Source organism: Mycobacterium neumannii (assembly GCF_048452905.1).
Classification (GTDB): Bacteria; Actinomycetota; Actinomycetes; order Mycobacteriales; family Mycobacteriaceae; genus Mycobacterium; species Mycobacterium neumannii_B.
In genome coordinates this window covers 1,434,388-1,452,304 of sequence record NZ_JBCGVF010000003.1, presented here as the reverse complement: position 1 = coordinate 1,452,304, position 17,917 = coordinate 1,434,388, and the positions used below count along the sequence as shown (strand labels likewise).

Here is a 17,917-nt window from a genome sequence, read left to right as displayed (position 1 = left end):
CGCGTATCGTCGGTAACCCAATCGATGCCTGTCCGATACCTGACGCGCCGGGCGGGTGAGCGGGGATAAGCCGTTGTCCGCGTAGCCTTTCAGGCGTGATACCGCTTCCCCGTGCATGGGTGCTGACCAGCGCATTGCTGGTCGGTACGGCAGTGGGGCTGATCCTGGGGGTCGCCGCCACGCTGGTGATCGACGCGCCCATCCGGCCCGACGTCGTCGTGGCGCTCGTCGTCGGCGTACCCGCCGCACTCGGCGTGCTGGCGATCCTGGTGTCGGGTCGGCGCTGGGTGACGACCGCCGGTGCCTTCCTGCTCGGTGTCGCGCCCGGGTGGTTCGGGGTGCTGGTCGCGATCCAGGCGGTGCACGGTGCCTGAGACAACCGAAACGCTGCCCGGTGACCCGACGGAGCCGTACACCCCGACATTCACCACCGGTGAGTTCCAGGCGGTGGTGGGGACGACGGCTGTGGCGGAGCACCCGTCGCAGCCGGTACCGATCCCGGCGCAGCCCGTGGTGGTTCCCGGCAACTACCCCTACCTCAAGCGCTGGATGTTCGTGCTCGTCGTCGCCGGCGTCTGGGCGCTCGCCGCGTTGGCGGGGTGGGGTCTCTACCACTGGTGGTACCACTCGATGGACAAGACGGCCCCGGTCTTCGTCGCACTGGTCTTCGTGGTCACGGCGACGGTGGCGGGCCTGCTTCTCGCGATGGTGCCCGACAGACCCGTCGTGTCCGCGCTCGCGATCGCGATGATCTCCGCGCCGTTCGGAGCGGTCGCGGGTGCAGCGGTCCTGCACGGCCTCTACTTCTGTGAGTGGGCCACTCGGTGTTTCGCAGGGGTGATCCCCTACTGAGTCGACAGGCGTTTCAGCGGCCCGTCGGCTCCCATGTCCGCATCGCCGCATCGAGGCCCTGATCGTCCAACGCGCGCACCGGCAACGGTTCGTTGTCGGCGTGGGAACGCATACCGTCCAACAGGATTCCGACGTAGCGACGCCACAGATCGGTGTCGACGTGTCCGGCGAACTCGCTGACCATTCCGGCGAGCAGGCTGAGCAGAGGCAGGTCGGTATGCGAGATGTCCGAGCGTAGGCGGCCGTCGTTCTGCGCTCGCATGACGACTCGCACGGCCACCGGGTGAAGACGTTCCTGTGCCGCCACCACGCGGTCACCGCCATAGGCTTTGCTGAACGCGATCTCCCGCAAGCCCCTGTCGGTAGCGGTCATCGCGCACAGATGCTCGACGAACCACACGAAGCCCTCCCACGGATCGTCGTGCTGGAGCGCGGTTTCGGCCAACGCGGTTATCTGATCCAGGCCGTCGACGAAGATCGCTTCGAGCAGTTCGTCTTTGGTCGCGAACCGCCGATACACCGTTCCCACTCCCACCCCTGCGTACCGGGCGACGTCATTGAGGTTGGGCTCCAGGCCTTTTGAGGCGAACAACTCGCGGGCCGCTTGCAGAACGCGGGTGCGGTTGCGTTCAGCGTCTTTGCGCAGGGGGCGACAGCCCCCCGGCGACTCTGTCTCACCCGCATCCATTCGGCCGAGTGTAATGCGGTCCACAGTAAAGCGGATTGACCTTGTCCGCTTTGTTCGTTAGCTTGGCTGACTAGCACTGCGCCCCTTGAGCCCGGGGTGGTCACAACGCCGGAAGGCCCGAACATTGACGCCCGTCGATCGATTTCCCGCACTGCTCGTGCGCGCTGATGCTGACCCCGGGGAGCGACGGTCATGAGGCTCGTCACGCGCATCTGGCTCCCCGTCATGATCGTGATCGCCGCGACCGCGGGTTTTCTCGCGGTGTCGCACTTCCGGGGCATCTTCGGTGCCGAGCCCGCGCTGAAGACGCCGATCGGCGCCGACACCGCGGAGAAGTTCATCCCGAAGGTCGTCACCTATGAGGTCTTCGGTTCGGGAACCGCCGTGGTCAACTATCTGGATCTCGACGGAAAGCCTGTGCGCGCCGGAACCGTGAGCCTGCCGTGGTCGCTGACGTTGGAGACCACGGCGCCGTCGGTAGCGCCGAACATCATCGCCCAGACCGACGGCCAGTCCATCGGCTGCCGCATCATCGTGGACGATGAACTGAAGGATGAGAAGACGGCTCAGGGTGTGAACGCCCAGACATTCTGTCTGGTGAAGTCCGCATGAGCGCACCGGTCGACGACGCGCCGACGGACCGCAATCCCATCGCCCGGCCGAAACGTGCGTGGCTTCCCCGGCTGATCCGCATGTTCGCCCTGCCGATCATCGTGGGCTGGGTCGTCATCATCGGCTTCCTGAATACCGCGGTGCCGCAGTTGGAAGTGGTGGGCAAGCAGCGCGCGGTGTCGATGAGCCCACAGGATGCGCCGTCGATGATCGCGATGAAGCGCGTCGGCACCACGTTCGAGGAATACGACACCAGCAGCTCAGTCATGGTCGTGCTCGAGGGCGAGAAGAAGCTGGGCGTCGAGGCGCTCGAGTTCTATGAGCAGATGGTGCGTGACCTGCGCGCCGACACCGCACACGTGCAGTATGTGCAGGACCTCTGGTCTGACTCGTTCACCGCCGCGGGAGCGCAAAGCGTCGACGGCAAGGCTGCTTACACGCAGGTGTACATCGCCGGCGATCAAGGCGAGAGATTGGCCAACGAGTCCGTGCGCGCCGTGCGGGACATCGTCGCGAAGCATCCGACACCCCCCGGTGTCGGGGTGTACGTCACCGGCGCGGCAGCGACGACGACAGACCAGAATGCCGTCGGCGACAAGAGCATGCGGACGATCGAAATGCTCACCTTCGGCGTCATCGTCGTCATGCTGTTGCTGATCTACCGGTCCATCGCCACGACGCTGGTGTTGCTCAGCATGCTCGCGATGGGATTGCTCGGCAACCGCGGGTTGATCTCTTTTCTGGGTTACCACAATGTCTTTGGTCTGACCACCTTCGCCACCAACCTGGTGGTCACCCTGACCATCGCCACCGCCGTTGACTACGGGATCTTTCTTGTCGGTCGGTACCAGGAGGCCCGCCGGTCCGGTGAGGACCGAGAATCGGCGTACTACACGATGTTTCACGGGACCGCCCACGTCGTGGCGGCGTCCGGGTTGACCATCGCGGGCGCCACCTTCTGCTTGAACTTCACCCGGCTGCCCTACTTCCAGAGCATGGGCTATCCGATGGCCGCGGCGATGGTGTTCGGCATCGTGGTGGCCTTGACGTTCGGCCCCGCGTTGATCTCGGTGGTCAGCCGCTTCGGCCGCGTGCTCGAACCCAAGGCCAAGTCATCGACGCGGGCGTGGCGTCGGATCGGCACCTCGACCGTCCGCTGGCCCGGTGCGTTCGTTGTGGTGGCCGTCGCGGCGTGCCTGGTCGGCTTGCTCGCGCTGCCCAGCTACCACACGAGCTACAACGACCGGCTGTATCTGCCCGACGACATCTCGGCCAACGTGGGTTACGCGGCCGCGACCCGCCACTTCTCCGAGGCCCGGATGAACCCGGACGTACTGATGGTCGAGACCGACCGCGACCTGCGCAACCCGGCAGGGTTCCTGATGATCGACAAGATCGCGAAAGCCCTTGCCGATGTCGAGGGAATCGCCCAGGTGCAGGCGATAACTCGGCCCGACGGCAAGCCGATCGAACACACGACGATCCCCTACATGATCGGGCAGCAAGGCGTGGGGCAACTCATGTCCAACGACTACCAGCAGGGCGTCATCGACAACATCATGGCCCAGGCCGACGAGATGGCCCACACCATCGAGTCGATGGAGAAGATGAACTCGATCACCCGGGAACTGTCCGTGGTATCGCGGAGTATGGCCGACAAGATGAGCGACACGTCGCTGACTGTGCAGGAAGTGCGCGACAACATCGCCAACTTCGATGACTTCTTCCGTCCTGTGCGCAACTACTTCTACTGGGAGCCACACTGTTTCAACATCCCGGTCTGCTGGTCGCTGCGTTCCATTTTCAACAGCCTCGACGGCATCTCGACCATGTCCGACGACTTCCAGGCAATGGTCCCTGACATCAACCGGATGGCCGATTTGACGCTGGAGATGACGGCGGTGATGCCGGGGATGATCCAGTCGATGAGGAACCAGCGCCAGATGATGCTGAACCAATATCAGGTTCAGAAGGCGCAGCAGGACCAGACCATGGAGCAGCAGGAAGACAGTGCGGCGATGGGGGAGGCGTTCGACGAAGCCCTCAACGACGACTCCTTCTACGTTCCGCCCGAAGCGTTCACGAACGCCGACTTCATCCGCGGCATGGACCTGATGATGTCGCCGGACGGGCACGCCGTCCGGTTCACCATCATCCACCAGGGCGATCCGCTGACCGAGGAAGGCATTTCGCGGATCGAACCGCTTAAGAAGGCCGCGGCCGCGGCGATCAAGGGCACGCCGCTGGAAGGTTCCTGGGTCTACGTCGGCGGTGCCGCGGCGATGTTCGACGACATGCAGCAGGGTGCCGATTACGACCTGCTGATCGCGGTCACAGCCGCGCTCCTGCTGATCCTCGTCATCATGATGGTCATCACCCGGGCTCTGGTTGCAGCCCTGGTCATCGTCGGAACCGTGGCGCTCAGCCTGGGCACAGCCTTCGGGATGTCGGTGGTGCTGTGGCAGCACATCATCGGCATCCCCCTGCACTGGATGGTTTTGCCGATGGCGATCATCGTGCTGGTGGCCGTCGGCGCGGACTACAACCTGCTGCTGGTGTCGCGGATGAAGGAGGAAGTCCACGCCGGGCTGCGCACCGGCACCATCCGCGCCATGGCAGGCAGCGGCCCCGTCGTCACCGCCGCCGGGCTGGTGTTCGCGTTCACCATGGCCACCATGGCGGTCAGCGATCTGATCGTCATCGGCCAGGTCGGCACGACGATCGCGCTGGGCCTGATGTTCGACACGTTCGTGATCAGAGGATTGATGACGCCGTCGGTGGCCACGCTGCTCGGACGGTGGTTCTGGTGGCCGCTGCAGGTGCGCCGGCGTCCGCGCCCGGCGCCGTGGCCCCAGCCGATCCAACGTGATCCCGCGGGACATGGCGGACCGTTCGTCGATGCCCATTAGTGTGGGGGCGTGACCCACTATGACGTCGTCGTTCTCGGAGCAGGCCCCGGCGGGTACGTCGCGGCCATCCGTGCCGCACAGCTCGGACTGAACACCGCCATCGTCGAACCCAAGTACTGGGGCGGCGTCTGCCTCAACGTCGGGTGCATCCCGTCCAAAGCGCTGCTGCGTAATGCGGAGCTCGCGCACATCTTCACCAAGGAAGCCAAGCAATTCGGCATCAACGGCGAGGCGACGTTCGACTACGGTGCCGCCTTCGATCGCAGCCGCAAGATCGCCGACGGCCGCGTCGCCGGCGTGCACTACTTGATGAAGAAGAACAAGATCACTGAGATCCACGGCTACGGCAAGTTCAAAGACGAGCACACCCTCGAGGTCGACCTCAACGAGGGCGGCACCGAAAGCGTCGAGTTCGACAACATCATCATCGCCACCGGTAGCAGCACCCGCCTGGTGCCCGACACGTCGCTGTCCGAAAACGTGGTCACCTACGAAGAACTCATCATGACGCGCGAGCTGCCGTCCTCGATCGTGATCGCCGGCGCCGGTGCCATCGGCATGGAGTTCGGCTACGTGATGAAGAACTACGGCGTCGATGTCACGATCGTCGAGTTCCTGCCCCGCGCGCTGCCCAACGAGGACGCCGACGTCTCCAAGGAGATCGAGAAGCAGTTCAAGAAGCTCGGCGTCAAGGTGCTGACCGGCACCAAGGTCGAGTCGATCAAAGACAGCGGCGACGACGTCACCGTGTCCGTCAGCAAGGACGGCAAGTCCGAGGACATCAAAGCCGAAAAGGTGCTGCAAGCAATCGGTTTCGCGCCCAACCTCGATGGCTACGGGCTCGACAACACCGGCGTCGGGATCACCGAGCGCAAGGCGATCGACATCGATGACTACATGCGCACCAGCGTGCCGCACATCTACGCGATCGGCGACGTGACGGGCAAGCTGCAGTTGGCGCACGTCGCCGAGGCGCAGGGCGTCATCGCCGCCGAAACCATCGCAGGCGCAGAGACTCTGCCGCTCGGGGACTACCGGATGCTGCCGCGCGCGACGTTCTGCCAGCCGCAGGTGGCCAGCTTCGGGCTCACCGAGGAGCAGGCCCGCGAAGAGGGTTACGACGTCAAGGTCGCCAAGTTTCCGTTCACCGCCAACGCCAAGGCGCACGGTGCGGGGGACCCCAGCGGCTTCGTCAAGCTGATCGCCGACGGCAAGTACGGCGAGTTGATCGGCGGCCACCTGATCGGCCACGACGTCTCCGAGCTTCTGCCTGAGCTGACGCTGGCCCAGAAGTGGGACCTCACCGCCACCGAACTGGCGCGCAACGTCCACACGCACCCGACCATGTCCGAGGCCCTGCAGGAATGCTTCCACGGACTGCTCGGCCACATGATCAACTTCTGAGCCGGGGCTACACAGCAGCGTGGTTCAGACAACCAGCACGGCGAGGGCACTGTGGGTCGCCGGCATCGGCGGCTTGGTGATCGGCCATATCCTCTGGCTGGCCGGGATCTCCTTCGCCACCTCGACCTCCGACGTCAGCACCTGGGTGCTGGTGGTGGCCGCGGTGTCGTTTGTCGTGGGCGGCGCGGTCGGCTGGCTGGGCTGGCGGGCGTATCAGCGCAGAAGCGAGGTGCGGGCGGCGTTCCTGTGCGCGCTGCCGGTCTCGCCGGTGCTGCTGTCGCTGATCGTGCTCGGTATCACGTACCTCTAACGCACGGTTTGTGAAGCTGCCGACGCTGACGGGCCGATGAGCGTCGTCCGATTCACACTCGAGCGCTAGTCCGGGAAGTCCAGCGGCACTTTCAAAGTGGTGATCGTGGCTGCCAGCCCGTCGTACTGGGCGGCCAGCATGCAGAACTCGATCAGCTGCGGTTTGGTCAGGTGCCTGGCCAACACGGCCCAGGTCTCGGGTGAGACGCCGCGGGTCACGACGAACTCGTCGGTCGCGGTGATCAACGCGCGCTGGCGGTCGGTCAACCCTTCGGCGTCGGGACCCTCGAAGATCTTCTTCTGCACGTCCGGGCCGAGCCCCCGGGTACGGGCCAAGCGGCGGTGCTGCTGCAGTTCGTATTCGCAGTCCCGGAGATGCCCGACGCGCAGGATGACGGTTTCGGCGTCCTGCACCGACAGCTTGCTCAGCATGCCGAGCAGCACACCGCTGTACGGCAGCCACGCCAGGAACAGAAGCCGGTGTTGGCCAAGCACATTGAAAAGACTGAAGCGGGGTGCCCTGATCGCGCGGGCGCCGAGCTTGGCGATGGCCCAGTTCAGCGGGCCGAGTTCCTTGAATCCACCGGGCGCGATACGTGCCGACTCGGGTGCGCTCATCACAGCCAGTCTACGTGTGGTCGCGGAATCAAGGTCGACGTACCAGATAGGGCGAGACCGTGCTGCGGTGCTCGTCGATGTCGAGCGCACGGCCGAGGGCGGGGAAGGCACGCTGCGGGCAGTTGTCGCGTTCGCAGACCCGGCAACCGGCGCCGATCGGCGTCGACACCTCCCCGGACAGGTCGAGCCCCTCCGAATACACCAGTCGATGGGCGTGGCGCAGCTCGCAGCCCAGGCCGATGGCGAACGTCTTACCCGGCTGGCCGTAGCGCTGCGCACGCCGTTCGACGGTGCGAGCCACCCACAGGTAGTTGCGACCGTCGGGCATCTGCGCGACCTGCACTCCGATCTTGCCGGGGTTGGCGAATGTCTCGTAGACGTTCCACAGCGGGCAGGTACCGCCGCTGGAGGAGAAGTGGAAACCGGTGGCGGACTGGCGCTTTGACATATTGCCCGCGCGGTCGACGCGGACGAAGGACAGCGGCACGCCGCGCATCGACGGCCGCTGCAGGGTCGACAGCCGGTGGGCGATCGTCTCGTAGCTGACCGAGTAGAACGCCGAAAGCCGCTCGACGTCGTAGCGGAAGTTCTCCGCGACATCGTGAAACTGCGCGTACGGCAACACCATTGCCGCGGCGAAGTAGTTGGCCAGGCCCAGTCGCGCCAGCCGAGTCGACTCGTCGCTGGTGAACTTGCCCTCGTCGACGAGCTTATCGATGAGCTCGCCGAATTCCAGATACGCCAGTTCGACGGCCATCTTGAACACGGTCTGTCCGGACGAGAGGTGGTTGTTGAGCTCGAGCGTCTTCGTCTCGGGGCTGTAGCGGTGCAGCACCGATTCGCCGAGGTCCATGCGGTGGACGATGCGCACGCCGTGCACCATCGTCAGTCGGTCCGACAGTTGGCGCGCGAGCTCCGAGCGGTGCATCGGCATTCGGATGGTGAGGTCTTCGGCCGCGGTGTCGAGTTCGTGCAGATAGTTCTGTCGTTGGTAGAAGTAGTCGCGCACCTCCTCGTGGGGCATGGTGATCGCACCCGAGCCCGAACTGAAGCCGCCGCCTGCTGCGAACCTGTCCTCGGTGGCCGCCGCCAGCCGGGTGGTGGTCAGCTGGTAGCGGCGGTGCAGGTTGACCATCGCGCGGGCGAGGTTGGGGTGTGCGGCCACCATGTCCGCGATCTCGGCCAGGTCGACGTCGATATCGAGGTCGCGGTCGAGGGTGACCTCGCGTAGCTCCGCGACCAGACGGGTGTCGTCCTCGGAGGCGAAGAAGGTGGCGTCGACGCCGAACACCTCGGTGATGCGCAGCAGGACGGCCACGGTCAGCGGTCGCACGTCGTGCTCGATCTGGTTGAGGTAGCTCGGCGAGATGTCGAGCATCTGGGCGAGCGCCGCCTGGCTGAATCCACGCTCGCTGCGAAGTTGCCGAACCCGTGAGCCGACAAACGTTTTCGCCACGTCAGCCAGCGTAGCAACCGTGCGAAGGTAGTCTTCGCATTGTTGGCAGATCCACCGCTGTGGCAGGATCGGCGGTCGTGAGCGAGAAGCAGGGATCGGGAACGAGCCCGGCGCAGGGCCTGGCCAAGACCATGATGCCGGTCCCTGACCCGCACCCCGACGTCTTCGACATCGAGTGGCCGCTCCGGGTGGCCGACGTGGACCGCGAAGGCCGGCTCAAATTCGACGCCGCGACGCGCCACATTCAGGACATCGGCTCCGACCAGTTGCGCGAACTGGGGTTCCAGGAGACCCATCCGCTGTGGATCGTGCGCCGCACGATGATCGACATGATCCGCCCGATCGAGTTCCAGGACATTTTGCGGCTGCGTCGTTGGTGTTCGGGCACGTCGAACCGATGGTGCGAGATGCGGGTGCGCATCGACGGCCGAAAGGGCGGCCTCATCGAATCCGAGGCGTTCTGGATCAACATCAATCGCGAGACGCAGGGACCGGCGCGCATATCCGACGACTTCCTCGAGGGGTTGCGGCGCACGACCGACGTCAACCGGCTGCGGTGGAAGGAGTACCTGTCGGCGGGCAGTCGCGAGGACGCCGACGACATCCGCGAGTTCCCGACGCGGGTCAGTGACATCGACATCTTCGACCACATGAACAACGCGGTGTACTGGTCGGTGATCGAGGACTACCTGCACCACCATCCGGATTTGGCGCGGTACCCGCTGCGGGTGACGATCGAACACGACGCCGCGGTCGCCCTTGGCGACAAGATGGAGATTCTCAGCCACACCTATCCGCCGGGTTCGACGGACAAATTCGGTCCGGAGCTGACGGACCGCACTGTTACAACGCTCACATATGCGGTCGGCGACGAGGCCAAGGCCGTCGCAGCGATCTTCAACCTCTGATCAAGATCGGTTTAACAGTACGGGTGTACTGACCTGCGGAAATCGCCTACTCATCGGTAACTTCTGAACCGGTCAAGCGCACCTGGTTCTTCGCAAGATTCGCAAGTCTGAGGGAGTGGTTGGCGAAAGTTGGCACTCGAAATGGCTGGACCTGCGCTAATGGGCTGAGGCATCCTCGTAGTAGCGAAACCGCTAATCAGTTTTGGCGTTAACAAGCCGGGTACTCCGGCGGCGCCGCAGCGATAGTGAACAGATCGAAGGAGCGCCATGTCAACCGTTGGCAAGCCGAAGAGCGCCGAAGAAATTCAGCGCGACTGGGACACCAATCCCCGCTGGAAGAACGTCACCCGCGACTACTCCGCCGAAGACGTCGTCGCGCTGCAGGGCACCGTCGTCGAGGAGTCCACGCTGGCCAAGCGTGGGGCGGAGATTCTGTGGAACCAGCTGCATGACATGGAGTTCGTCAACGCGCTCGGCGCGCTGACCGGCAACATGGCCGTCCAGCAGGTGCGCGCCGGGTTGAAGGCCATCTACCTGTCCGGGTGGCAGGTCGCCGGCGACGCGAACCTGTCCGGCCACACCTACCCCGACCAGAGCCTGTACCCGGCCAACTCGGTGCCGCAGGTCGTTCGCCGGATCAACAACGCGCTGCTCCGTGCCGACGAGATCGCCAAGGTCGAGGGCGACACCTCGGTCGAGAACTGGCTGGTGCCGATCGTGGCCGACGGCGAAGCGGGCTTCGGCGGTGCACTGAACGTCTACGAGCTCCAGAAGGCGATGATCGCCGCCGGTGTCGCGGGTTCGCACTGGGAGGATCAGCTGGCGTCGGAGAAGAAGTGCGGCCACCTCGGTGGAAAGGTGCTGATCCCGACCCAGCAGCACATCCGCACCCTGACCTCGGCGCGCCTGGCCGCCGATGTCGCCGACGTCCCGACCGTGGTCATCGCCCGCACCGACGCCGAGGCGGCCACCTTGATCACCTCCGACGTCGACGAGCGCGATCAGCCGTTCATCACCGGTGAGCGGACCAAGGAAGGCTTTTACACCGTCAAGAACGGCATCGAGCCGTGCATCGCGCGTGCCAAGGCCTACGCGCCGTACGCCGATCTGATCTGGATGGAGACCGGCACCCCCGACCTCGAGCTGGCCAAGAAGTTCGCCGAGGGCGTGCAGGCCGAGTTCCCGGACCAGATGCTGGCCTACAACTGCTCGCCGTCGTTCAACTGGAAGAAGCACCTCGACGACGCGACGATCGCGAAGTTCCAGAAGGAGCTGGGCGCGATGGGTTTCAAGTTCCAGTTCATCACGCTGGCCGGCTTCCACGCCCTGAACTACTCGATGTTCGACCTGGCTTACGGCTACGCCCGCAACCAGATGTCGGCATACGTCGAGCTGCAGGAGCGCGAATTCGCCGCCGAGGAGCGGGGTTACACCGCGACCAAGCATCAGCGCGAGGTCGGCGCCGGCTACTTCGACCGGATCGCCACGACGGTGGACCCGAACAGCTCGACCACCGCGCTGAAGGGTTCGACCGAAGAGGGTCAGTTCCACTGACGATGCGCGGCCCCCAGGCCGCGAGGAGGAAGTGGAACCGACGCTGTAGCCACTGACGATGCGCGGCCCCCAGGCCGCGAGGAGGAAGTGGAACCGAAGCTGTAGCCACTAGCCACCAGACCAGGCTTAGTAGGCTCACGAGGCCCAACGGCTTGTCATCAGGCCCCGTCCTTATATTGGGCGGGGCCTGATGTTATGGAGAGGACGCAAGTGAGCATTGAACGAGTCGGTGTGGTCGGTGCCGGACAAATGGGCAGCGGCATTGCGGAGGTGGCCGCGAAAGCCGGCGCCAACGTCGTCGTCTACGAGCCCTCCGAGGAACTCGTCGAGGCGGGGCGCAAGCGGATCACCGGATCGTTGGAGCGGGCCGCGAGCAAAGGCAAGCTGTCCGAGGCCGACCGCGACGCCACCCTGGCGCGATTGACGTACACCACCGACCTGCCCGACCTGGCCGACCGTCAACTCGTGATCGAGGCGATCATCGAGGATGAGGCCGTCAAGGCCAAAATCTTCGCCGAGCTCGACGCCGTCGTCACCGATCCCGATGCGGTGCTGGCGTCGAACACCTCCAGCATCCCGATCATGAAAATCGCTGCGGCGACGAAGAATCCGAGCCGAGTACTCGGGTTGCACTTCTTCAACCCGGTGCCGGTGCTGCCGCTGGTGGAACTCGTCAACACGCTGGTGACGTCGGAGGGTGCACTCGCGCGGACCGAACAGTTCGCCGGCGAGGTGCTCGGTAAGCAGGTGGTGCGGTGCAGCGACCGCTCCGGGTTCGTCGTCAATGCGCTGCTGGTGCCCTATCTGCTCTCGGCCATCCGGATGGTGGAGGCCGGCGTCGCCACCGTCGAGGACGTCGACAAGGCAATCGTGGCCGGGCTCTCGCATCCGATGGGCCCGCTGCGGCTTTCGGACCTGATCGGTCTGGACACGATGAAGCTGATCGCGGACTCGATGTTCGACGAACTCAAGGACCCGCACTACGCGCCGCCACCGCTGCTGCTGCGGATGGTCGAGGCGGGGCAGCTCGGCAAGAAGTCAGGCCAGGGCTTCTACAGCTACTAGTGCCGAGCGCACGCCCATCAAACGGGGCAGCCGCGGCTCCTGAGCGCCTCGTATACCCGGCGCACTATCTCTGCTCGTTGATACCGTAGGTGACGCGCGCTGACCCGCACGATCAGCCAGCCTTGCGCGGCCAAGAACTCCAGCCGTTCGATGTCTCCGGCGTGAATGTCCGGACTCGTCCAATGCTGCACTCCGTCGTACTCGACGCCCACTTTCCACTCGCACCAGCCCATATCGATTCGGCGATTGCCAACGCGAATCTGCGTGGCAGGGCGAGGCAACCCGTCACGGACGAGCAGCAGGCGAAGCTCGGTCTCTTTCGGCGATTCCGCGCCGCCATCGACGAGATCCAACGTCGCGCGCAGTTCACGGATGCCCCGTGCGCCGGGATAGCGGTTCGCGATGCCCTGCACTTCAGCGACGGTGCACCCGGTCGCGTTGAGCAGGGCGTCGATTCGCATGATCCCCAGATCCCCCGGCACGCGCCGACCTAGGTCATAAGCCGTGCGAGCGGGTGTCGTACAGTCGAAACTTCCTCGCAGGCAGACCTCGTCCTCGGCGAGCGTCCCACTGTAGATGACGATTCCGCGCGGAGATCGATGCCGTATTCGTGCCAGTTCCGCCGGTCCGTCGGGCGGTAGCCAGCGAGTTCCGAACATTGCCGCGGCCGAATGGCCGAATAGAGTCGCTTGTCCGCGAGACCAAAGCCATGCGGCATGTGCTCGAACACGCGCGTCGAGTTCCATTCCTGTCGGCGCGTATATGTTGTGGTGCACCATGAAGTAGTTGGTGCGTAGGTCGTGACGTGTCACGATGCCGGCTGCGAGTGCGTCGCTGCCCACGATGAGACGGTCCATATCCAGTTAGATGGCAGAAACGCTATACCGGTTCCACGAGACTGCGGTTTATGAGAGGAATCGGCCGAAATTCGTCAGAAACCGCAGTCTCGGCGCCTACGACTCGAGCAGGCGCTTGCGTTCCGCGTCGACGTCGAAATCCGCAGGCGGGTATGACAAGTCGAGGCCCTCGAGCGCTTCGATCAGCAGTTCGGTGACCGTGAGTCGGCTGTACCACCGGCGGTTGGCCGGTACGACGTGCCACGGCGCGTAGTCCGTTGACGTGCGGTCCAGGACCGCCTGGTAGGCCTCCTGATACTGGGGCCACTTGAGGCGCTCGTCGATGTCGCCGGGGTTGTACTTCCAGTATTTCGTCGGGTCGTCGAGCCGTTCGAGGAGCTGCTTTTTCTGCTCCTCCAACGAGATGAACATCGCCACCTTCACCAGAGTGGTTCCACCGTCGACGAGATCGCGCTCGAATGCGTTGATCTCGTCGTAGCGCGCACCCCACACCTCCGGCGGCACCAGGTCGTGCACCCGAACGATGAGCACGTCCTCATAATGCGACCGGTCGAAGACGCCGATGTGTCCCGGCGGCGGCAACGCGCGGCGGATACGCCACAGGAAGTCGTGCGCCAGCTCCTCCGGTGTCGGCTTTCCGAATGCGGTGTAGCGCACGCCCATCGGGTTGACAGCTCCGACAACATGTTTGACGATCCCACCCTTGCCCGCGGCGTCCATGCCCTGCAGCACGAGTAGGACCGAGCGGGCGTCGTCACGGCCCTTGGAACTGGCGTAGAGCATCTCCTGAAGCTCGGCGAGGCGGTTGCTGCGAGCCGCTTGCACCGGTGCCGCGTCGGCTTTGGCGCCGTCGAAACCCGGTGTCGCCGAAGGGTTTAGATCGGCCACCTTGTCGCCGGCCCGAAACCGCACCGCGTCGGCGATGGGCGAGATTGCCGAATCCGAGCTCACTGCTCGACTTGGGTCGGGGGCGGAAGCACCGGCGACGGGTGTGGTTGGCTGCGGAACGCCTCGAGCGACCCGCCCACTTCGACGATGCCGCACAACGCATTCCACGACAACATCGTCAGGTAGTCGATCAGCTCGTCGGAGCTCATGCGACGGTTCGACATCCACGAGTGCGTGGCCAACTGAACACCGCCGACCGTGTGGTACGCCCACGGCTCGACGCCGCCGGTGTCCATACCGGCCTCCTGCATCCGGCGCCGCAGCATCACCGCCAGCATGCGGGCGATGATCTGCTCGGACGTGGCGACCGCGCGGCTCTTGCTCGCCGAGTTGTTCGCCATCACGAACTGATAGGGCTCGGGTTCGGCGGCCACCGTTTCGACGTAGACCCGGATCACCTCGCGAGTCAGTTCGAAGCCGTCCAGGTTCGACGACAGCGCCGCGGCCATGTTCGGGATCAGCGTGGTCTGCGCGAACCGCATCATCACCGCGGTCGTGAGGTCGTTCTTGTCGACGAAGTAGCGGTACAGCACCGTCTTCGAGACGCCGATCTCGGCCGCGATCTCGTCCATGCTGACGCCACTACCGAGTCGGCGGATCGCCTCCAGGGTGCCATCCACCAGCTCGTTACGGCGCTCTACCTTGTGCTTGTGCCAACGCCGCTTGCGGCCGTCTGTCTTGACCGCGATCGCTTCGGACTGTTGTGCCACTATCCCCGTGATCCGTTCCGTAGTTCCCCTCGATAGTACGGCCGATCTTGACACCGCGTGTTGTCGGTCCGAGGTGCCGCGCGTCGTAGCGGATGATGGAGAAGTGGCACATAGACCGAGCGCCGGACGGCACGCCCCGGCGGCTCCGCCCGCCCCGCGGAGAAGCTTCGCCGAGTCCCTGGCCGGGGCCGACTCAGTAGCCGATGCGGAGCGCCGCCGTTCGCTGCGGCGCATGAAGGTCGTCGCGCTGAGCTTTCTCGTCGGCGCCTCGGTCATCTTCCTCATCTGCACCTGGGCCCAGTCCGCCGGTGCTGCCCCGGGCTGGGTCGGCTATGTGCGCGCCGCCGCCGAGGCCGGCATGGTCGGCGCCCTCGCGGACTGGTTCGCGGTCACCGCCCTGTTCAAGCACCCGCTCGGCATCCCGATCCCGCACACCGCGATCATCAAACGCAAGAAGGACCAGCTCGGCGAGGGTCTCGGCGCTTTCGTTCGCGAGAACTTCCTGTCTCCCGAAGTCGTGTCGGCGAAGCTGCGCAACGCCGAAGTGGCAGGTCGGCTGGGCAAGTGGCTCTCCGAACGCTCGCACGCTGAACGCGTTGCCGCCGAAACCGCCACCGTGCTGCGGGTTCTGGTGGAGATGCTGCGCGACGAGGATGTGCAGCAGGTGCTCGACCGGATGATCGTCAAGCGCATCGCCGAACCGCAGTGGGGTCCGCCCATCGGTCGCGTGTTGGCCACGCTGCTGGCCGAACACCGCCAGGAGGCCCTGCTGCAACTGCTCGCCGACCGCGCCTTCCAGTGGTCGCTCAACGCCGGGCCCGTCATCGACCGGGTGATCGAACGCGATTCGCCCACCTGGTCCCCACGCTGGGTGGACCACCTCGTCGGCGACCGCATCCACCGCGAGTTGATGGACTTCACCGACAAGGTGCGCCGCAACCCGGACCACGAGCTGCGGCGGTCGGCGACCCGGTTCCTGTTCGAGTTCGCCGACGACCTCCAGCACGATCGGGCCACCATCGAGCGCGCGGAGAACGTCAAGGAACAGGTCATGGCCCGTGACGAGGTCACGCGCGCGGCCGAGACGGCGTGGACGGCGGCCAAGCGCATCTTGTTCGAGTCGGTCGACGACCCCTCATCGACGCTGCGCACGCGGGTCGCGGACTCGGTGATGCTGATCGGGGAGTCGCTGCGCGACGACGCCGACCTGCGCGACAAGGTGGACAACTGGATCATCCGGGCGGCCCAGCACCTGGTCGCCCAGTACGGCGTGGAGATCACCGCGATCATCACCGAAACCATCGAGCGGTGGGACGCCGACGAGGCCAGTCGCCGTATCGAACTCCACGTCGGACGCGACCTGCAATTCATTCGGATCAACGGCACCGTGGTGGGCGCGCTGGCGGGCCTGGTGATCTATTCCGTAGCCCAACTTATATTCTGACCTGCGCTAACGAGTGCTTGCAAAAGTTAGCACTCCGTCGTACGGTAGGGGTTGTCGCTTATTGGATACCCGATGCACGGAGGGCTTCGTATGTCGCAGGATGACAATCTTGCCGTCGTCGTGTCCAACGCTGCGCAGACCGCCGCCCAGGACATCGGCACGTTCATCCGGACGCAACGCGAAGCCGCTCAGGTATCCGTACGACAGTTGGCCGAGAAGGCCGGCGTCAGCAATCCCTACCTCAGCCAGATCGAGCGGGGATTGCGTAAACCCTCTGCCGATGTGCTCAACCAGATCGCCAAGGCGTTGCGGTTGTCGGCTGAGGTGCTCTACGTACGGGCCGGGATTCTCGAGCCCAGCGAGAAGAGCGAGGTGCGCGACGCCATCGTCAACGACACGGCGATCACCGAGCGGCAGAAGCATGTGCTGCTCGACATCTACACGTCGTTCTGTCAACAGAACGAGGCCGAGGTTGACGAGACAGGAAGCGACACAGAACAGGAGTCGTCGACTGAATAGAGACTCCACCTGCTGAACACGAACGCAACCAAACGACATCCTCAGAAAGGAACATGATGGCCAAGAACACTCCCGCCAAGAACCAGCCCACCCCCGACGACCTCAAGGCGCCGTTGCTCGCCGCCGTCGGTGCCGCCGACCTCGCTCTCGAGCGGGTCAACGAAATCGTCGCCGCCCTTCGTGAGCGCGCCGACGACGCCCGCACCGACTCGCGTAGCCGCGTCGAGGAGACCCGTGCGCGGATCGACCGACTGCAGGACGATCTGCCGACGCAGTTCGGTGAACTGCGCGACCGTCTGAGCTCCGATGAGCTGCGCAAGTTCGCCGAGACCTACGCCGAGGCCGCGCAGACCACCTACAACAAGCTCGTCGAGCGCGGGGAGGCCGCACTCGAGCGCCTGCGCAGCCAGCCCGGCTTCAGCGAGGCCGCCGGCCGTGTCGAGGGGTACACCGACCAGGCCGTCGAGCTGACCCAGGAGGCGCTGGGCAACGTGGCCGCGCAGACCCGCGCCGTCGGTGAGCGCGCCGCCAAGCTGGTCGGCGTCGAGTTGCCGAAGAAGGCCGACCAGGGCGCTGCGCCGGTGAAGAACACCGCGAAGAAGGCCCCGGCGAAGACCCCGGCCAAGACCCCGGCGAAGAAGACGACGGCCAAGAAGGCCCCGGCCAAGAAGGCGACGGCCAAGAAGGTCACCCAGAAGTAAGGACTCGACAGCGGGTCGCAAGGCCCAAAGTCGACCGAGGGGACGTCACCCGCTTAGTCTTGATGCGTGCAGCTCCAAGGCTTGGTGGGTTACGTCCTCTTCTTTTTGCAGATCGCCGTGCTCGCGACGACGGTGTACGCGTTCGTCCACGCGGCGATGCAACGGCCGGACGCCTACCCGGCCGCCGACAAACTGACCAAGCCGGTCTGGTTGGTCATCCTCGGGGTCGCAGGGTTGCTTGCCCTGGTTTTGGGCTCCGTGCTGGGCCCCGCAATCGCAGCCGTCGCGGCCGGTGTCTACCTGGTCGACGTCCGACCCAAGCTGCTCGAGGTCCAGGGGAAGTCCCGGTAGTGCGCAGAGCCA

General features: G+C 65.0%; 18 protein-coding genes and 1 pseudogene. 13 read left to right on the top strand and 6 right to left on the bottom strand.

Translation table 11 applies throughout. The annotated features are described in order from the left end of the window. Positions 1-95 precede the first annotated feature (95 nt). Together AAHH99_RS13510 and AAHH99_RS13505 are read left to right on the top strand one after the other, a co-directional pair. A complete protein-coding gene (locus AAHH99_RS13510; RefSeq protein ID WP_418769057.1) occupies positions 96-374 on the top strand; it encodes a putative holin in 279 nt (92 codons plus the stop codon). Next, complete coding sequence (locus tag AAHH99_RS13505) at positions 367-852, top strand: hypothetical protein (protein WP_418769056.1); 486 nt, start codon at positions 367-369, stop codon at positions 850-852. The genes AAHH99_RS13510 and AAHH99_RS13505 overlap by 8 nt, the downstream gene beginning before the upstream one ends. A gap of 13 nt (positions 853-865) precedes the next feature. Here AAHH99_RS13505 and AAHH99_RS13500 read toward each other — a convergent pair whose 3' ends face one another. Then, positions 866-1,540, bottom strand: coding sequence for a TetR/AcrR family transcriptional regulator (locus AAHH99_RS13500; RefSeq protein WP_418769055.1), 675 nt, complete (start codon positions 1,538-1,540; stop codon positions 866-868). Between the two features lie 192 nt (positions 1,541-1,732). Here AAHH99_RS13500 and AAHH99_RS13495 point away from each other — a divergent pair, with 192 nt between their 5' ends. Genes AAHH99_RS13495 through AAHH99_RS13480 form a run of 4 tightly spaced genes read left to right on the top strand, consistent with a single transcriptional unit; the run spans position 1,733 to position 6,775 of the window. Further along, on the top strand, positions 1,733-2,152 hold the full coding sequence (locus AAHH99_RS13495; RefSeq protein WP_418769054.1) for an MmpS family transport accessory protein: 420 nt from the start codon (positions 1,733-1,735) through the stop codon (positions 2,150-2,152). After that, positions 2,149-5,061, top strand: a complete 2,913-nt coding sequence (locus AAHH99_RS13490; protein WP_418769053.1) for an RND family transporter — start codon at positions 2,149-2,151, stop codon at positions 5,059-5,061. Before AAHH99_RS13495 ends, AAHH99_RS13490 begins: the two co-directional genes overlap by 4 nt. 9 nt (positions 5,062-5,070) lie before the next feature. After that, positions 5,071-6,465 carry a dihydrolipoyl dehydrogenase gene (gene lpdA / locus AAHH99_RS13485; RefSeq protein ID WP_418769052.1) on the top strand — a complete coding sequence of 465 codons (1,395 nt, stop codon included), beginning with the start codon at positions 5,071-5,073 and terminating at the stop codon, positions 6,463-6,465. Between the two features lie 19 nt (positions 6,466-6,484). Next, entirely contained in the window at positions 6,485-6,775 is a 291-nt protein-coding gene (locus AAHH99_RS13480; RefSeq protein WP_418769051.1) for a hypothetical protein, read from the top strand. A 65-nt stretch (positions 6,776-6,840) separates the two neighbouring features. Here AAHH99_RS13480 and AAHH99_RS13475 read toward each other — a convergent pair whose 3' ends face one another. Next, positions 6,841-7,392 (bottom strand): carboxymuconolactone decarboxylase family protein, encoded by a 552-nt coding sequence (locus AAHH99_RS13475; RefSeq protein ID WP_064399721.1) that lies wholly within the window; start codon positions 7,390-7,392, stop codon positions 6,841-6,843. 28 nt (positions 7,393-7,420) lie between these two features. Continuing rightward, on the bottom strand, positions 7,421-8,848 hold the full coding sequence (gene ramB, locus AAHH99_RS13470) for an acetate metabolism transcriptional regulator RamB (RefSeq protein WP_418769050.1): 1,428 nt from the start codon (positions 8,846-8,848) through the stop codon (positions 7,421-7,423). Between the two features lie 131 nt (positions 8,849-8,979). On the opposite strand from ramB, the gene AAHH99_RS13465 reads away from it, so the two are divergent. The 3 genes and pseudogenes from AAHH99_RS13465 to AAHH99_RS13455 all read left to right on the top strand — a co-directional run. Then, entirely contained in the window at positions 8,980-9,756 is a 777-nt protein-coding gene (locus AAHH99_RS13465) for an acyl-ACP thioesterase domain-containing protein (protein WP_418769623.1), read from the top strand. Positions 9,757-10,023: 267 nt separating this feature from the next. Further along, positions 10,024-11,310, top strand: coding sequence for an isocitrate lyase (gene aceA / locus AAHH99_RS13460; protein ID WP_064399719.1), 1,287 nt, complete (start codon positions 10,024-10,026; stop codon positions 11,308-11,310). A gap of 189 nt (positions 11,311-11,499) precedes the next feature. After that, positions 11,500-12,375: pseudogene (locus AAHH99_RS13455) on the top strand (3-hydroxybutyryl-CoA dehydrogenase); the annotation flags it as partial. 17 nt (positions 12,376-12,392) lie between these two features. Here the strand turns inward: AAHH99_RS13455 and AAHH99_RS13450 are convergent. The 3 genes from AAHH99_RS13450 to AAHH99_RS13440 all read right to left on the bottom strand — a co-directional run bounded on the left by AAHH99_RS13450 (position 12,393) and on the right by AAHH99_RS13440 (position 14,890). Then, positions 12,393-13,232, bottom strand: a complete 840-nt coding sequence (locus AAHH99_RS13450) for an endonuclease domain-containing protein (RefSeq protein ID WP_418769049.1) — start codon at positions 13,230-13,232, stop codon at positions 12,393-12,395. A 96-nt stretch (positions 13,233-13,328) separates the two neighbouring features. Next, the gene (locus AAHH99_RS13445; protein WP_418769048.1) at positions 13,329-14,183 is read right to left on the bottom strand and encodes a polyphosphate kinase 2 family protein; all 855 of its coding nucleotides are present in this window, start codon (positions 14,181-14,183) and stop codon (positions 13,329-13,331) included. Beyond that, entirely contained in the window at positions 14,180-14,890 is a 711-nt protein-coding gene (locus AAHH99_RS13440; RefSeq protein WP_418769047.1) for a TetR/AcrR family transcriptional regulator, read from the bottom strand. Before AAHH99_RS13440 ends, AAHH99_RS13445 begins: the two co-directional genes overlap by 4 nt. Positions 14,891-14,963: 73 nt before the next feature. Between AAHH99_RS13440 and AAHH99_RS13435 the strand changes: the two genes are divergently transcribed. The 4 genes from AAHH99_RS13435 to AAHH99_RS13420 all read left to right on the top strand — a co-directional run bounded on the left by AAHH99_RS13435 (position 14,964) and on the right by AAHH99_RS13420 (position 17,905). Continuing rightward, on the top strand, positions 14,964-16,334 hold the full coding sequence (locus AAHH99_RS13435; protein WP_418769046.1) for a DUF445 domain-containing protein: 1,371 nt from the start codon (positions 14,964-14,966) through the stop codon (positions 16,332-16,334). Positions 16,335-16,424: 90 nt separating this feature from the next. Continuing rightward, positions 16,425-16,853 carry a helix-turn-helix domain-containing protein gene (locus tag AAHH99_RS13430; protein ID WP_418769045.1) on the top strand — a complete coding sequence of 143 codons (429 nt, stop codon included), beginning with the start codon at positions 16,425-16,427 and terminating at the stop codon, positions 16,851-16,853. A 56-nt stretch (positions 16,854-16,909) separates the two neighbouring features. Then, complete coding sequence (locus AAHH99_RS13425; RefSeq protein WP_418769044.1) at positions 16,910-17,554, top strand: heparin-binding hemagglutinin; 645 nt, start codon at positions 16,910-16,912, stop codon at positions 17,552-17,554. 66 nt (positions 17,555-17,620) lie between these two features. Next, positions 17,621-17,905: a DUF2516 family protein gene (locus AAHH99_RS13420; RefSeq protein WP_064351279.1), complete on the top strand. Its 285-nt coding sequence runs from the start codon at positions 17,621-17,623 to the stop codon at positions 17,903-17,905. Positions 17,906-17,917 lie beyond the last annotated feature (12 nt).

Bases quoted from the DNA above. Each gene is read 5' to 3' on its own strand.
- AAHH99_RS13475 (WP_064399721.1), bottom strand. From the start codon at position 7,392: ATGAGCGCACCCGAGTCGGCACGTATCGCGCCCGGTGGATTCAAGGAA.
- AAHH99_RS13425 (WP_418769044.1), top strand. From the start codon at position 16,910: ATGGCCAAGAACACTCCCGCCAAGAACCAGCCCACCCCCGACGACCTC.
- AAHH99_RS13500 (WP_418769055.1), bottom strand. From the start codon at position 1,540: ATGGATGCGGGTGAGACAGAGTCGCCGGGGGGCTGTCGCCCCCTGCGC.
- AAHH99_RS13490 (WP_418769053.1), top strand. From the start codon at position 2,149: ATGAGCGCACCGGTCGACGACGCGCCGACGGACCGCAATCCCATCGCC.
- AAHH99_RS13450 (WP_418769049.1), bottom strand. From the start codon at position 13,232: ATGGACCGTCTCATCGTGGGCAGCGACGCACTCGCAGCCGGCATCGTG.
- aceA (WP_064399719.1), top strand. From the start codon at position 10,024: ATGTCAACCGTTGGCAAGCCGAAGAGCGCCGAAGAAATTCAGCGCGAC.
- AAHH99_RS13495 (WP_418769054.1), top strand. From the start codon at position 1,733: ATGAGGCTCGTCACGCGCATCTGGCTCCCCGTCATGATCGTGATCGCC.
- AAHH99_RS13465 (WP_418769623.1), top strand. From the start codon at position 8,980: ATGATGCCGGTCCCTGACCCGCACCCCGACGTCTTCGACATCGAGTGG.
- AAHH99_RS13430 (WP_418769045.1), top strand. From the start codon at position 16,425: ATGTCGCAGGATGACAATCTTGCCGTCGTCGTGTCCAACGCTGCGCAG.